General features: G+C 69.9%; 14 protein-coding genes. 2 read left to right on the plus strand and 12 right to left on the minus strand.

Annotation, left to right across the window (positions count from 1 at the left end; genetic code table 11):
- Positions 1-2 precede the first annotated feature (2 nt).
- Positions 3-1388, minus strand: a complete 1386-nt coding sequence (gene qcrB / locus ACYVOK_RS28505) for a cytochrome bc1 complex cytochrome b subunit (protein WP_460665634.1) — start codon at positions 1386-1388, stop codon at positions 3-5.
- Between the two features lie 192 nt (positions 1389-1580).
- Between qcrB and ACYVOK_RS28510 the strand changes: the two genes are divergently transcribed.
- Positions 1581-1970: an ester cyclase gene (locus ACYVOK_RS28510; protein ID WP_460665635.1), complete on the plus strand. Its 390-nt coding sequence runs from the start codon at positions 1581-1583 to the stop codon at positions 1968-1970.
- A gap of 3 nt (positions 1971-1973) precedes the next feature.
- Here ACYVOK_RS28510 and ACYVOK_RS28515 read toward each other — a convergent pair whose 3' ends face one another.
- Positions 1974-2807, minus strand: a complete 834-nt coding sequence (locus ACYVOK_RS28515) for a uracil-DNA glycosylase (RefSeq protein WP_460665636.1) — start codon at positions 2805-2807, stop codon at positions 1974-1976.
- A 75-nt stretch (positions 2808-2882) separates the two neighbouring features.
- Here ACYVOK_RS28515 and ACYVOK_RS28520 point away from each other — a divergent pair, with 75 nt between their 5' ends.
- Positions 2883-3404, plus strand: coding sequence for a flavoprotein (locus ACYVOK_RS28520; protein ID WP_460665637.1), 522 nt, complete (start codon positions 2883-2885; stop codon positions 3402-3404).
- A 4-nt stretch (positions 3405-3408) separates the two neighbouring features.
- On the opposite strand, the gene ACYVOK_RS28525 is transcribed toward ACYVOK_RS28520, so the two are convergent.
- From ACYVOK_RS28525 to ACYVOK_RS28570, 10 genes are all read right to left on the minus strand, one after another.
- Positions 3409-4278 (minus strand): Ppx/GppA phosphatase family protein, encoded by an 870-nt coding sequence (locus ACYVOK_RS28525; RefSeq protein ID WP_460665638.1) that lies wholly within the window; start codon positions 4276-4278, stop codon positions 3409-3411.
- A gap of 91 nt (positions 4279-4369) precedes the next feature.
- Complete coding sequence (locus ACYVOK_RS28530) at positions 4370-4852, minus strand: DUF501 domain-containing protein (protein ID WP_460665639.1); 483 nt, start codon at positions 4850-4852, stop codon at positions 4370-4372.
- Positions 4849-5454 (minus strand): FtsB family cell division protein, encoded by a 606-nt coding sequence (locus ACYVOK_RS28535; protein WP_460665640.1) that lies wholly within the window; start codon positions 5452-5454, stop codon positions 4849-4851. The genes ACYVOK_RS28530 and ACYVOK_RS28535 overlap by 4 nt, the downstream gene beginning before the upstream one ends.
- A gap of 4 nt (positions 5455-5458) precedes the next feature.
- Positions 5459-6739 (minus strand): phosphopyruvate hydratase, encoded by a 1281-nt coding sequence (gene eno / locus ACYVOK_RS28540; protein WP_460665641.1) that lies wholly within the window; start codon positions 6737-6739, stop codon positions 5459-5461.
- A gap of 218 nt (positions 6740-6957) precedes the next feature.
- Positions 6958-7806 (minus strand): phosphotransferase enzyme family protein, encoded by an 849-nt coding sequence (locus ACYVOK_RS28545; RefSeq protein ID WP_460665642.1) that lies wholly within the window; start codon positions 7804-7806, stop codon positions 6958-6960.
- Between the two features lie 74 nt (positions 7807-7880).
- Positions 7881-8948, minus strand: a complete 1068-nt coding sequence (locus ACYVOK_RS28550) for a MazG family protein (RefSeq protein ID WP_460665643.1) — start codon at positions 8946-8948, stop codon at positions 7881-7883.
- Between the two features lie 13 nt (positions 8949-8961).
- Positions 8962-9609: a hypothetical protein gene (locus ACYVOK_RS28555; RefSeq protein WP_460665644.1), complete on the minus strand. Its 648-nt coding sequence runs from the start codon at positions 9607-9609 to the stop codon at positions 8962-8964.
- Positions 9610-9637: 28 nt separating this feature from the next.
- Positions 9638-13264: a transcription-repair coupling factor gene (gene mfd, locus ACYVOK_RS28560; RefSeq protein WP_460665645.1), complete on the minus strand. Its 3627-nt coding sequence runs from the start codon at positions 13262-13264 to the stop codon at positions 9638-9640.
- Positions 13265-13277: 13 nt separating this feature from the next.
- A complete protein-coding gene (pth, locus tag ACYVOK_RS28565; protein WP_460665646.1) occupies positions 13278-13853 on the minus strand; it encodes an aminoacyl-tRNA hydrolase in 576 nt (191 codons plus the stop codon).
- A 52-nt stretch (positions 13854-13905) separates the two neighbouring features.
- Entirely contained in the window at positions 13906-14553 is a 648-nt protein-coding gene (locus tag ACYVOK_RS28570; RefSeq protein ID WP_460665647.1) for a 50S ribosomal protein L25/general stress protein Ctc, read from the minus strand.
- Between the last annotated feature and the right edge of the window lie 130 nt (positions 14554-14683).

The raw sequence follows: 14683 nt of genomic DNA on the forward strand, positions 1-14683 counted from the left end.
TTTCATCTGGGTAGCTGGGCGTGTTTGCGATCGCCTGCGAGTTTCCAGCGGCGGTATGCGTCGACCGGGCGGTGGTTCTCGACATAGCCGCCGTCGGGGAGGCGGATTACCTGGCCGGTTTCGACGCCGTGTACTGCGATCTGGATGTCCCGTTCCTGGAGGCCGAGGCAGATGCGGCGGGTGATGACGAGGGCGGCAGGCGGGCCAAGGATCAGAAGGATCTGGAAGATGTGCAGGAGTGTGTTGACCGAGAGGTGGAACAGGACGGCCATGGTGTCGGCGCCGGCTGCGGCCCAGAGGACGCCGTAGAAGGTGATGCCGGCGACGCCGAGGCCGGTTCGGGTCGGGTTGTTGCGCGGACGCTCGAGGACGTGGTGATCGTTGCGGTCGCCGGTCAGCCGCTCCTCGATGAACGGGTAGGCGGCGACGAGCGCGAGGAACAGTGTGCAGATCGCGACCGGCAGCAGTACGGCGACGGTGAAAGTCCTGCCCCACAAGACGAATTCCCAGCCCGGCGCCAGCCGGAGCGAGCCGTCGAGGAAGGCGAGGTACCACGCCGGGCCGACACCGGCCGAGGCATTCGCCGGATCCGCGGGGCCGTACAGCCAGACCGGGTTGATGGTTGCCGTCGCGGCCATGAAGATCGCAACCCCGGCGACGAAGCAGAACAGGCCGACACTCTTGACCGCGGCCACCGTCGCCGGACGTCCCACCACGTTGTTCTCTGTTCGCCCGGGTCCGGCGAGCTGCGCTGGCTTGTGCCTGAGCGCGAGGACCGCGCCGACAACGAAGAGGACGGCCAGTACGGCGGGCAGGACGACGATGTGCAACGGGTAGAACCACGAGATCACGTCGCCCGGGAAGTCCCCTCCGAACAGCAGGGCCGAAAGGTCGGAGCCGATGAACGGAGTCGCCTGCAGGACACCGTCGAGTACGGCGAGGCTCATGCCGGACGCCATGTCGTCCGGGAGTGAGGTGCCGGTGAGGGATGCGGCCAGCATGACGATGAGCAGCCCGAAGACGACGAGCCAGTTCAGGCGCCGAGGCCGACGGAACCCGGCGGTGAAGAACAGCCGCAACAAGTGCAGCGTGATCGCCGCCAGCATGATCAGCGTGGCCCAGTGATGGATCTGGCGCACCAGCAGCCCACCGCGGACCTCGAAGCTGATCGCCAACGTCGAATCCAGCGCCCGTGACATCTCTACGCCCTGCAGCGGCGCGTACGGTCCGTCGTACACGACGTGATCGACCGACGGTTCGTAGTGCACCGTCAGGACCACGCCGCTGAGCAGGATCATGACGAAGCTGTAGAAGGCGATCTGGCCGAACAGCAGCGACCAGTGGTCAGGGAATACCCTCGCTCGCAGGTTGCTCCATGGGCGGTGCATGGCTCCACCCTCCTTGGTCGTCCTCCACGCCGGGCCGCAATCCGCGGTCATTCATACGACACCGCAGCCCCCGCGACTGTGACGTCCCGTGTCGCACATCACTTCGCGCGCCACTGGACCGGACGCCGTCGGCGCAAGGGCGCCTCCTGTTATTCAGGGCCGGAGGGTCGGGGGAGACGGCAGAATGGGGCGATGAGATCGGAGCGGGTCGAGTTTTACCGGCGGTACTTGGCGCGGTGCAACGAGCATCGGTTCGAGGAACTCGACGAGTTCGTCGATGTCGACGTGCAGATCAACGGGAAGCCGGCTGGTGTCGAACAGTACGGCGCGGGGCTTCGGTCGATCGTGGAGGCGTTCCCGGACCTGCACTGGGAGCTGCAGCACCTCCTGGTCGACGGCGACTGGCTGTCAGCGCACCTGGTCGACACAGGCACACACCGCGGCCCCTTCCTCGGCATTCCGCCGACCGGCCGGGCGATCACCGTCCAGGAGTTCGCCGTGTACGAGCTCTCCGGCGGCAAGATCGTCAACTGCTGGGGCGACCTGGACAGCGCGATCCACACGCAACTCACCCGCGGCTGACGCCTATCCGAGTCCGGCGATCGTCTTGGCACGGGAGAGGACGGCGTCGAGCATGGGGGCGGTCAGTTTTCCGGTGAAGGTGTTCTGCTGCGACGGGTGGAAGCAGCCCAGGACCGTGACTTCGCCGTGCGGGGTCGGGATGCGGTGCTCGACGGCGTGGCCGAACTTCGGGCGAGGTCGTGGTACGTCGGCCCCCGCGGCGTGCAGCGCGTTGAGCAGGGAGTCGTAGCCGAACTTGCCCAGGCAGATGATCGCCCGGGTGGTGGGCAGGACGACCTCCAGTTCCCGACGGAACCAAGGGGCGCAGGTGTCGCGCTCCTCGGGCGTCGGTTTGTTGGCGGGCGGGGCGCAGCGGACGGCGGCGATCATGCGGGTCGCGATCAGGTGCAGGCCGTCGCCGGCGTGTTCGCTGGTGGGCTGGTTGGCGAGGCCGACGCGGTGCAGGGCGGCGAACAGCCAGTCACCCGAGCGGTCGCCTGTGAAGACGCGGCCGGTCCGGTTGCCGCCGTGAGCCGCCGGAGCCAGGCCGGCGATCAAGATCCGCGGTTCGGCCGCACCCCAGCCGGCGATCGGCCGGCCCCAGTACGGCTGGTCCGCGAACGCCTTCCGCTTGCCCGAGGCAACCTCCTCGCGCCACTCCACCAACCGCGGGCAGGCCCGGCACACCGACACTCGAGCCTCCAGCTCCGCCAGCTCCCCGGTCTGCGCCAGCCGCAGTACGTCGGAAGCGTCCCGGGCCACCGGAGTACGCCGTACCGCGGGATCCTCCGGCCAACCGGACCCAGGCGGCACCGGACTCTCGAACAGCTCCCCCGTCAGCGGATGCGGCAGCTTCATGCCCTCAGCGTAGTTTCGGTTCCCGCAACCGGCGGTGCGCAGCGGACGACAGCTTCATCCATCCAAACTAAGGACATGAGCGTGATAGGAGTCGTCGCGTCGGCGACCGGCGGGGTCGAGCAGCTCCGCGAGCACCTGGACCAGCCACTGATCGAGCGCGGCCACCAGCCGGCCGTGACACTCACTCCGACTGCAGCCGAATGGCTTGCGCCGGCCGAGCGGTGGGCGTTGGAGCGACTCACCGGCCTGCCGGTGCGGTCGCAGCCGCGGCGGCCGGGTGAGGCGCGACCGCATCCACCGATCGACCTGTTCATCGCGGCCCCGGCCAGCGCGAACACGGTGGCCAAGCTGGCTGTAGGGATCGGCGACAACCAGGCGTTGGCCGTTCTCTCGGAAGGTCTGGGCAGTACGCCGATGGTGCTCTTCCCCAGGGTGAACGCGGCCCACGCGAGGCATCCCGCGTGGGCCGGGCATTTGGAAACGCTGCGCTCGGCGGGTGTCGTTCTGGTGGAGTGGGAGCCGCAGGAGCCGCGGTCCCAGGATGAGCGGCCGTTGCCGTGGGACCGGATTCTCGCGGCGGTCGACAAGCTCCTGTGACGTGCTAGCGCAGGGAGAGCGCGACGCCGTCCAGGATGTCGTGCTCGGACACCAGCACCTCGTCGACCGCCATCCGGTCGTACAACCGCTGCAGGATCAGCGCCCCCGCTCCGATCACGTCCACCCGGCCGGGATGGATCGACGGTACGGCGGAACGCTCGGCACGACTGGAGTTCGTCAGCCAGGCGGTGGCGTCGCGCAGCTCTGTCCCGGAGATGCGAGCGTGGTGAATGGCGGTCCGGTCGTACTGCGGCAGTCGTAGGGCGACCGCGGCGACTGTCGTGACCGTCCCGGCGACGCCGACCAGCGCCCGAGCCCGGCCGACCGGCACCGACGTGGTGTCGAGCAGTGCGTCCACGTCCTTGCTCATCGCCGCGAGTTCGTCCGGCGTCGTCGGGTCGGCTCTCACGTGTCGCTCGGTCAGGCGCACCGAGCCGATGTCGAGTGAGTCGGCGGCGATCACGCCTGAGGCATCGCCCAGCACGAGTTCGGTGGAGCCGCCGCCGATGTCGGCGACGAGGTAGGGGCCGGGGACGTCCAGCGCGGCCAGCCCGTTCGTCGCGCCCCGGAACGTCAGCTCGGCCTCCTCGGCGCCCGAGATGATGTCCGGCTGGACGCCGAAGCGTGCGGAGATCCCGGCGAAGAACTCGTCCCGATTGCTCACGTCCCGCGCCGCCGACGTCGCGACGAACCGCGTCCGCGAAGCCCCCGCTGCCCGGATCGCCGCCGCGAACTCGTCCGAGGCCGCGAAAACCCGCTCCAAAGCCTCAGGCGCGAACGCCCCGGTCGCATCCACCCCCTGGCCCAGCCGCACGATGGTCATCCGCCGATCCACCTCGACCAGCCCACCCTCCACCAGGTCGGCAATCAGCAACCGCAGAGAGTTCGTCCCACAATCCACCGCCGCAACCCGCATCGCCCCATCCCCTGCATGCGCGGGACGTCGGGAGACGCTGGGTACGGAGTCAGACACAGGGTCCTCGGTTGCCCCAGTCGTCGAGGGCGGCCAACGCCTCGTCGCCCAGGGGGTTGGTGCCTGGGCCGGTGGCGAGGGAGTGGCCGACGAGGACGTGGAGGCATTTGACCCGGGTGGGCATGCCGCCGGCACTGATCCCGGCGATCTCCTCGACGTGTTCGATGGACTCGCGGTGGGCCAGGTAGGACTCGTGCGCGGCCCGGTACGCCTCTGCCAGTTCCGGATCAGCACCGAGCCGGTCGGTCATCTGCTTCATCATGCCCTCGGCCTCGAGCGTGCCGATCGCGGACGCGAGTCGCGGGCAGGTGACGTAGTACGTGGTCGGGAACGGCGTACCGTCCGGGAGCCGCGGCTCGGTCTCCACCACGTCGGGCAGTCCGCAACTGCACCGGTGGGCGATGGACCGGATTCCGCGCGCGGCCCGGCCGAGCTGCTTGCTGACCGCTTCGACGTCTTCAGGACCGACGGTCACCGGGTCGCCTTCGGGGTCGGGGTGAGGATGGGCTTCGGGGTCGGCTTGACCGGGGTCGGGGAGGCAGGGGCGGGCGGCTTGCCCGCACCCTCGACACTCCCCCACAGCTTCGTGTACCAGGTCGGCTTCTGTTCCTCGGCCGACGCATCGGTCGGCACCGACGGCTCCGGCGGCGCACCCACCGGCTTGCCGTCCGCGCCGATCACGCGGTACCCGACCTCGCCCGGCATCACCCAGCCGAGCCGCTGCCGCGCCTGCGCCTTCACGTACGCGTCGTCGTCCCAGCGGGCGATCTCGTCGTTCAGCTCGGCGACCCGCTTCTCCCGGTCCCGGATCTCCTGCTGCAGCGCGGTGATCTGCTGGTGCTGGTCGAACCACACCCGCAGGCTCTGCGCGTACGACACGATCAGCGCACCGAGCACGAGCAGTACGACGGCCGCCCGGCCGGTCAGGTTGCGGGAGCCCCGGGTCCGGACAGGCTCGGCCGGGGCTCCCGTCGTACGGCGTTTCGGCTGGTCGCCCCGCCGGGCCGGTGGACGCGACTGGGTCCGGCTCGACGGACGCGAGCCGGGACGTGCACCGGATTCCCGACGGGACGGCATGCGGTCAGCCCTTGAACCGCGGGAACGCCGAGCGACCGGCGTACGTCGCCGCGTCGTCGAGCTCCTCCTCGATCCGGAGCAGCTGGTTGTACTTCGCGGTCCGGTCGGACCGGGCCGGGGCGCCGGACTTGATCTGGCCGCAGTTCGTCGCGACCGCCAGGTCGGCGATCGTGGTGTCCTCGGTCTCGCCGGAGCGGTGGCTCATCATGCAGGTGAAGCCGCTGCGGTGGGCCAGGTCGACCGCGTCCAGAGTCTCGGTCAGCGAGCCGATCTGGTTCACCTTGACCAGCAGGCTGTTCGCCGCCTTGTCGGTGATCCCGCGCTGCAGCCGCTCCACGTTGGTGACGAACAGGTCGTCGCCGACCAGCTGGATCTTGTCACCGAGCCGGCTGGTGATGTTCCTCCAGCCGTCCCAGTCCTCCTCGTTCAGCGGGTCCTCGATCGAGACGATCGGGTACGACGCGACCAGGTCGGCGTAGTAGTCGATCATCTCGTCGGACGACTTCTTGCCGCCCTCGAACGCGTACACGCCGTCGGTGTGGAACTCGCTCGCGGCCACGTCCATCGCCAGCGCGATGTCCTTGCCGAGCTGCAGCCCGGCCTTCTCGACCGCGACCGCGATCAGGTCCAGCGCCTCGCGGTTGCTGGCCAGGTTCGGCGCGAAACCGCCCTCGTCGCCGAGACCGGTGGACAGGCCGCGCTCCTTCAGCACCGCCTTCAGCGCGTGGTAGACGCCGGCGCCCTGCATCACGGCCTCTGCGTAGGTGGCCGCGCCGATCGGGGCGATCATGAACTCCTGGACGTCGACGTTGCTGTCCGCGTGCGCACCGCCGTTCAGGATGTTCATCATCGGCACCGGGAGCACATGCGCGTTCGGGCCGCCGACGTACCGGAACAACGGGAGGCCGGCGGAGTCCGCGGCGGCCTTGGCGACGGCGAGGCTGACGCCGAGGATGGCGTTCGCGCCCAGCTTGGCCTTGTTCGGGGTGCCGTCGAGGTCCAGCAGGGCCTGGTCGATCAGCCGCTGCTCGTGGACGTCGTACCCGACGATCTCCTTGTCGATGTCCTCCAGGATGGCGGTGACCGCCTTCTGGACGCCCTTGCCGCCGTACCGGGCCTTGTCGCCGTCACGCAGTTCGACGGCCTCGAACTGACCGGTGGACGCGCCCGACGGCACGGCCGCCCGGGCTACGGTGTCGTCGTCGAGCAGAACCTCGACCTCGACAGTGGGGTTGCCGCGCGAGTCGAGGATCTCGCGGGCGCCGACGGCCTCGATGGTGGCCACATTGACTCCCAAGTTCTCGATGACGAATCAGTCCCGAGCCTAGCTGCCAGACCAGCGGACAGGGTGGACCGCGTCGGCCTCCACAATCGCATCCGGGGGTACCTCGCGCGTCAGTAACACTCCGTTAGGCGCCCGATAGACCGTGAGATTGCCAGGATCCACGCCCAGCAAGACTTCTACGGCCGAACGGCGGCCGACGTGACTGTCCCGGCCGGGAGCTAGCAGCCGAAGGCGCGGCGGGCGTGGTCGAGGCCCTTCCGGTTCTCGGCCGGGTCGGCGATTCCGGTGCGTACGTCGTTCGAGCACCGCCAGGCGAAGTAGCCGGCCTGGACCGCGTACCGCAACTGAAGGATGGCCTCCAGCCCTGTCTCGACCTCACCCCGCAACTCCGGCCGCTGCGCCAGGTACGCCGGAACCACCTCGTCGGGACCGTTGACGTACATGACGGCGGAGGCCACGTCGTACAGCACCGGGCCGTGCATCGCCGCACCCCAGTCGATCAACGCGGTCGTGCCGTCGGCCTGCCGCATGAACGCCTCAGGTGCCGGCTCTCCGTGCAACCAGGCCCAACTCGACGGGCTGAGCCGCCGTACGCCTTCCAGCGCGCCCTCGACCGCCGGCCGAATCCAGTCCTCGACGTCCAGCCACGGGTCGAAGACGTCCATGAAGCGAAGCCATTCCTTCACGTCACCCTCGGCGGTCCGCGACGCCTCGTGTACGCGTCCGAGCATCTCGCCGACCGCGGCCGCGTCCGCGCCGGTCAACGGCACCCCGTCCACGAACTCGAGTACCCCGACCAACCGGCCGTCGTACGGCTCGACCAGCCGCCTCGCTCGGCTCGGCACCGGCCGCCCGGTCACAAACCCCGCATCACCAAGCCGCGCCGCCAACTCCAACCCAGGCCCGAACGCCTCGTCCGCCGCGTCAACCGCCTTGACCACGACACGCCACCCGTCCCCCTCAGCCAGCCAGGTGGTAGACCCCATTCCCCCAGGCAGCTCCACCACCCGCCCAGCACCAATCCCCCACCGCTCTCGCAACACCGCAGCCACATCCACCCACCCCACCCTGCCAGCCCCAACACCCCCGGGGCACGCCGTTTTCCGGTCGGCGACGGGGAGCGGGTGGCCGCCTCTGAGGGTCAGTTGGTCGTTTCGGTGGTGCGGATTTCTGCGGAGAGTTTCTGGATCGTGGTGCGGAGGGTTTGTTCGGCGTCGAGGCCCAGGGCGCGGGCTTCGCGGACCAGGTCGAGGAGTTGGTGGCCAATGCGGTCGGCGTCGTCGGCCGGGTCGGCCGGCTTGACGTCGGGGAGGACCTTGGCGGCCCGGCCGAGGACCTTGTCGGCGAGCGCCAGGGCCGGGAGGGCGGTGGGGATGCCCTCCAGAACGGACGAGCGTTGTTTCTCGGCGGCCTTGATGGTCTCCCAGTTGGCTTCGACGGCGGCGGCGTCGGCCGCGTCGACGGTGCCGAAGACGTGCGGGTGGCGGCGGACGAGTTTCTCGACGATGTCGCCGGCCACGTCGTCGATCGAGTAGCCCTCGTCGGGGTGTTCCTCGGCGATCCGGGAGTGGAAGGCGACCTGGAGGAGCAGGTCGCCGAGTTCCTCGCGGAGATGGGCGCGGTCGCCGGTGTCGATGGCCTCGAGGGTCTCGTAGGTCTCCTCGAGCAGGTACTTCGCCAGGCTCTCGTGGGTCTGCTCCTGGTCCCACGGGCAGTTCCGGCGGAGCCGGTCCATCACCCGCACCAGGTCGATCAGCCGCGCACCAGGCACGTCGTACGACCCGTGCAGGATCTCCACCTGGTACGGCGGACGTGGCTCCCGGCTCACCTGGTCGGCCAACACCCGCAGCAATCCGGGTTCGCCGTCCTCCCCGACCAACCAGGCCACCCGCTGACCCTCGCCGGCCGCGGCGGAAAGCCACGCCCAGTGCTCGGCGACGCCACCCTCGACCTGAGTGACGGGCAAGCCGGAGCCGACCAGCGCCTGCACGTCCGCCCGCAACGGCCCGGCTCCGGCGGCGCCGATGTGGTCGGCGTCTGCGAAGGCCTGCCAAGCGGCTCGGGTGAGTAGGCCGGGGGCTACGCGCGGGCTGGTCAGGACGACTGTGATCGCACCGGCCCCAGGACCGACCGCAGGACCGCCTGCAGCACCGGCCGGGCGGTCCGCCGGGCGATCGGCCGGGTCGGGGAGGGTGTTGTCGGAGCTCACGGGATCGGCGAGGTCAGCCCTGGGGTTGGGGCTGGTTCTGCCGGGCGGCCTCTTCGGCGGCCTCGCGCTTGGCCTTGGCCTGGGCCGACTCCTCCGAGAGCGAGCCGGAGATCTTGCTGTCGATCCGGCCGTCGGTCCACTGCCCGAACCGCGGCGAGATCTCGACCTTGACGTCCTTCGAGGCTTGCCTGACGGTCTGGATGCCGGCCTGCTGCGCCTGCTGCACCTGCGGGTCCTTGACGCCGGTGCCGCCGCCGAGCTTGATGGTCGCGACCGCGGCCGCGGCCACGTCGTTCAGGAAGTCCCGCGCGACCGGGTCCGCCTGGAACTTCGCGTACGCCGTCGGGTCGTTCACGACCAGCTTGGCCGCCTCGGAGACCTCGGCGTCGCTGACCGCGACTGACCGCTGCTTGCTGACCTCGGCCACCACCGCGTTGTTCACCAACTCGCTCAGCGTCAGCGTGGTGTTGAAGTCCTGCCCGAGCGCGGCGGACACCGCGCGGGAGGTGTTGTCGACGTCGCCGACGCTGATCTCGGTCGTGCCGACCACGGCCGCCGCGCCCGGGTGCGTCCCCGCCGCGCAGCCGCCGAGCAGCAGCACCGACGCCACTGCCGCACCGATGGCCCGAAGCCGTCGCCCCTTGTTCAGCGCTGTGCTCACCGAATCTCCTCGCATCGTCAACTCGAAACTACACCGAGGCCCCGACCGGCTCGGCGATCACGTCGTCGATCAGCCGGGTGCACCACTGCAGCAGCTCCTGGTCGCGGAGCGGCTGACCGGCGACCGGCCGGGTGGCAGGTCTCGGCACCAGGATCGTACGCAGTTGCGGCTTCACCAGACTCTTCGGGTACAGCCTGTTCAGCCGGAGCACCTTCGAATCCGGCAGGTCGACCGGCCCGAACCGGATCAGGTTGCCCTGCAGCGTCACGTCGTGCAGCCCGGCTCGGCGGGCGTGGTTGCGGAACCTCGCCACCTCGACCAGGTTCAGCACCGGCTGCGGGATGTCGCCGTACCGGTCGTGCAGTTCCTCGACCAGCTCGGCGACGCCGGCCTCGTCGCGGACCGCGGCCAGCCGCTGGTACATCTCCAGCCGCAGCCGCTGCGACGGGATGTAGTCGTGCGGCAGGTGGGCGTCGATCGGCAGCTCGATCTTCACCTCCGGCTCCTCGGCCTGGGTGTCGCCGCGGTACTCCGCGACCGCCTCGCCGACCAGCCGGACGTACAGGTCGAAGCCGACGTCGGCGATGTGCCCGGACTGCTCGCCGCCGAGCAGGTTGCCCGCGCCACGGATCTCCAGGTCCTTCATCGCGACCGCCATACCGCCGCCGAGGTCGGCGTGCTGCGCGATCGTGGCCAGCCGGTCGTGCGCGGTCTCGGTCAGCGGCTTCTCCGGCGGGAAGAAGAAGTACGCGTAGGCCCGCTCCCGGCCACGGCCGACCCGGCCGCGCAGCTGGTGCAGCTGGGACAGGCCGAGCAGGTCGGCGCGCTCGACGATCATCGTGTTCGCGTTCGAGATGTCGATCCCGGACTCCACGATCGTCGTACACACGATGACGTCGGACTGTTTCTCCCAGAAGCCCTGGATCACCTGCTCCAGCTGGTGTTCCGGCATCTGGCCGTGCGCGACCGACACGCGCGCCTCGGGCACCAGTTGCCGGATCCGGGCGGCGGCCTTCTCGATCGTGTTGACCCGGTTGTGGACGACGAAGACCTGACCCTCGCGGAGCAGTTCGCGCCGGATCGCGGCGGTCACCTGGCCCTCGTCGTACGCGCCGACGAAGGTCAGCACCGGGTGCCTCTCCTCCGGCGGGGTGGCGATGGTGGACATCTCGCGGATGCCGGTGATCGACATCTCCAGCGTCCGCGGGATCGGCGTCGCGGACATCGTCAGGACGTCGACCGCCGTCCGCAGCCGCTTCAGCTGCTCCTTGTGCTCGACGCCGAACCGCTGCTCCTCGTCGACGATCACCAGACCGAGGTCCTTGAACTGCACCTCGCCGGACAGCAGCCGGTGGGTGCCGATCACGACGTCGACGGACCCGTCGGCCAGCCCGTCCAGGGCGGCCTTGGCCTCCTTGTCGGTCTGGAACCGCGACAGCGGCGCCACGTTCACCGGGAAGGCGGCGTACCGCTCGGCGAAGGTCGCGTAGTGCTGCTGCACGAGCAGCGTCGTCGGCACGAGTACGGCGACCTGCTTGCCGTCCTGCACGGCCTTGAAGGCGGCCCGGACGGCGATCTCGGTCTTGCCGTACCCGACGTCACCGCAGACGATCCGGTCCATCGGCGTGACGCGCTCCATGTCGCGCTTCACGTCGTCGATGGTGGCCAGCTGGTCCGGCGTCTCGACGAACGGGAAGGCGTCCTCGAGCTCGCGCTGCCACGGGGTGTCCTTCGCGAAGGCGTGACCCTTGGTCGCCTGCCGGGCGGCGTACAGCTTGATCAGCTCGCCGGCGATCTGGCGGACGGCCTTGCGGGCGCGACCCTTGCGCTTGGCCCAGTCGCTGCCGCCCATCTTGTCCAGCGTCGGCTGTTCGCCGCCGACGTACCGGGTGACCTGGTCGAGCTGGTCGGTCGGCACGTACAGCCGGTCGCCGGGCTGGCCTCGCTTGCTCGGCGCGAACTCGATCACGACGTACTCGCGGGTGGCCCGCTGCGCGCCGGTGCCGACGGTCCGCTGCATCATCTCGACGTACCGGCCGACGCCGTGCTGCTCGTGCACGACGAAGTCGCCGGGCTGCAGCTCGAGCGGGTCGATCGTCTTCTTCCGCCGGCTCGGCATCCGTTGCGCCGAACGCCGTTCGGCCATCGACCGCTGACCGGCCAGGTCGTTCTCGGTGAGCACCGCGAACTTGATGCCGTCGGCAATGAAACCGTGGTCGAGCTGGCCCTGCGAGATCAGCACGACGCCGGGCTCGGGGATCTGCTCGATACCGTCGACCGCCCGGGCCGGCAGCTCGGCCTCGGAGAACACCTCGGCCAGGCGCTGCGCGGGACCGTGGCCCTCGGTCACGCAGACGACGCGCCAGCCGTTCCGCAGCCAGGCGCGGATGTCCTCGACGGCGGCCGCGGTCTCACCGCGGTACGGGCCCACCTCGTGCGCGGCGATCGCCAGGCTGCGGACGGCGCCGGCGTCCGGGTCGATGTCGAACGAGATCCGCTCGCCCATCGAGTCGCGCAGTTCGGGAGTGTCGGTGGGCGCCGCGGTGAACGGCGACATGCTCCACCAGGCCAGGCCCTTGCTCAGCGCGTGCGACCGGACGTCGGCGAGCGACACGTACGCCGCCGCACCCAGGTCGATCGGCGCCTCGCCACCGCCGGCGGCGGCCGCCCACGACGCCTCCAAGAATTCCTGGCTGGTCGCGACCAGGTCGTGCGCCCGGGCCCGCACCCGCTCCGGATCGCTGACCACCACATGGGTGCCGGCCGGCATCAGATCGACCAGCAGCTCCATCTCGTCGACGAGCACCGGCGCGAGCGACTCCATGCCCTCGACGGCATGCCCCTCGGCCAGTTTCTCGAACAGCTCGGAGAGCTCCGGGTGCTCCTTCGCCAGTACGGCGGCCCGCGACCGCACCTCGTCGGTCAGCAGGAGCTCCCGGCACGGAGGCGCCCACAGGCCGTGCTCGGCGATCTCCAGCGAGCGCTGGTCGGCGACCGCGAAGTACCGGATCTCCTCCACGTCGTCGCCGAAGAAATCCACCCGCAGCGGGTGCTCCTCGGTCGGCGGGAACACGTCGATGATGCCGCCGCGGACCGCGAACTCGCCGCGTCGCTCTACCAGGTCGACCCGGTGGTACGCCGCGCCGGCCAGCTGCTCGACGACGTCCTCGAGCTCGACCGTGTCGCCGACGTGCAACTGCACGGGCTTGAGGTCGGCCAGACCGGCGACCTGCGGCTGCAGCACGGACCGAACCGGCGCGACCAGGATCCTGATCGGCCCGGTGGTCTCGTCGGAAGGATCCGGATGGACCAGGCGCCGCAGTACGGCGAGACGCCGGCCGACCGTGTCGGACCGGGGCGAGAGCCGCTCGTGCGGAAGGGTCTCCCAGGCCGGGTAGTACGCGACGGTCGAGGGATCGACCAGACACTGCAGGGCCTCGGTGAGCTCCTCGGCCTCACGGAAGGTCGCGGTCACCGCGAGCACCGGGCGGCCGGCGCCGTTCTGCTCCGACGCGAGCGCGGCGAGCAGGACCGGGCGGACCGGGCCGGGGGTGCTCAGGTCGAGGGTGGTGACGCCTTCCGCTCTGGCGTCGCGCACCGCCTCCGCCACCACCGGATCGGTGACCAGGGTGTCGACCAGACCGCCCAGTTTCACGAGATGTCCAACCTCACGAGTTGTACCGTCCTTGGGTTGCTTCGAGTCCGTCGGTGAGCAGCGACTCCACCGCGTCCGCCGTACGATCCACGGCGAACGGCAGGTCCTTGCGCTCGGTCGAGGAGAACTCGTTCAGGACGAAGTCGGCGGGGCTCTGCCGGCCCGGTGGACGACCCACACCGAACCGCACTCGATAGTACTCACCGGTGCCAAGTGACTTCCGGATCGACTTGAGCCCGTTGTGGCCGTTGTCGCCGCCGCCGAACTTGCACCGCAGGACGCCGAAGTCGATGTCCAGCTCGTCGTGGACGACGACCAGGCCGGCCGGCTCGGCCTTGAAAAACTTCAGCAGCCCGGACACCGGCCCGCCGGACTCGTTCATGTACGACCGCGGCTTGGCCAGCACGGTCCGCAGACCGCTGATCCGGGTCTCGATCACCTCGGCCCGGATCTGCTTGTGCTGCTTCCACTTGCCGCCGGTCCGGGCGGCCAGTTCGTCGGCGACCAGGTGGCCGACGTTGTGCCGGGTGCGGGCATACGAAGGGCCGGGGTTCCCCAGTCCGACGACCAACCACACGTCGTCCGCCACGGATCCCGGCCCTCCTGCTGTGTCTGTGCGCTGCGCCTGAGTGCGACGCGGACTACTCGGCGGCAGCGGCCACCGGCTCCTCGGCGGGAGTCTCCGGCTCGTCCCGCTCGATGCCGGCCTCGGCCTCGGCGTCGGCCAGCTCGGCCTCGACCTGCTCGGCGGTCTGGGCGGCGGTGACGTTCACGATCAGGGTGTCCGGCTCGATGGCCAGCGAGGTGCCGCTCGGCAGGGTCAGGTCGGAGGCGTGGATCTGGGCGCCGACCTCGAGGCCCTCGATGGAGACCGTGATGCTCTCCGGGATGTGGGTGGCCTCGGCCTCGACCAGCACGGTGGTGTGCTCGGTGACGACCAGGGTGTCGCTGACGGCCTCGCCCTCGAGGTGGACCGGAATCTCGACCTGGACCTTCTCGCCGCGCTTCACGATGACCAGGTCGACGTGCTCGATGAAGCCCTTGATCGGGTCACGCTGGACCTGCTTCGGCAGCGCCAGGTGGCTCTCGCTACCGGCGACCTCGATCAGCAACAGGGCGTTCGCGTTCTTCAGGGCCAGCATGGTGTCGTGACCGGGCAGCGTGATGTGCACCGGGTCACTGCCGTGGCCGTACAGGACTGCGGGAACCTTGTTGTCCCGGCGGATTCGGCGGGCAGCACCCTTGCCGAACTCCGTGCGCGATTCGGCTTGGATCTTGACCTCGGCCACGAGATGAACTCCTCAAGTGCGTTGCGGTGATCAGTTGTCTAGGTGGAACTCGGCTGCGGCCTCAGCGGGCGCCTGGTGACCCGGAGAAGGCGTCAGGCAACGAACCACCGCGTCGATCACGGAGCCGCGC

The sequence above is a fragment of the Kribbella swartbergensis genome (assembly GCF_054784135.1).

Coding starts and splice junctions, on each gene's coding strand:
- qcrB (WP_460665634.1), bottom strand. CDS start 1,388: ATGCACCGCCCATGGAGCAACCTGCGAGCGAGGGTATTCCCTGACCAC.
- ACYVOK_RS28510 (WP_460665635.1), top strand. CDS start 1,581: ATGAGATCGGAGCGGGTCGAGTTTTACCGGCGGTACTTGGCGCGGTGC.
- ACYVOK_RS28515 (WP_460665636.1), bottom strand. CDS start 2,807: ATGAAGCTGCCGCATCCGCTGACGGGGGAGCTGTTCGAGAGTCCGGTG.
- ACYVOK_RS28520 (WP_460665637.1), top strand. CDS start 2,883: ATGAGCGTGATAGGAGTCGTCGCGTCGGCGACCGGCGGGGTCGAGCAG.
- ACYVOK_RS28535 (WP_460665640.1), bottom strand. CDS start 5,454: ATGCCGTCCCGTCGGGAATCCGGTGCACGTCCCGGCTCGCGTCCGTCG.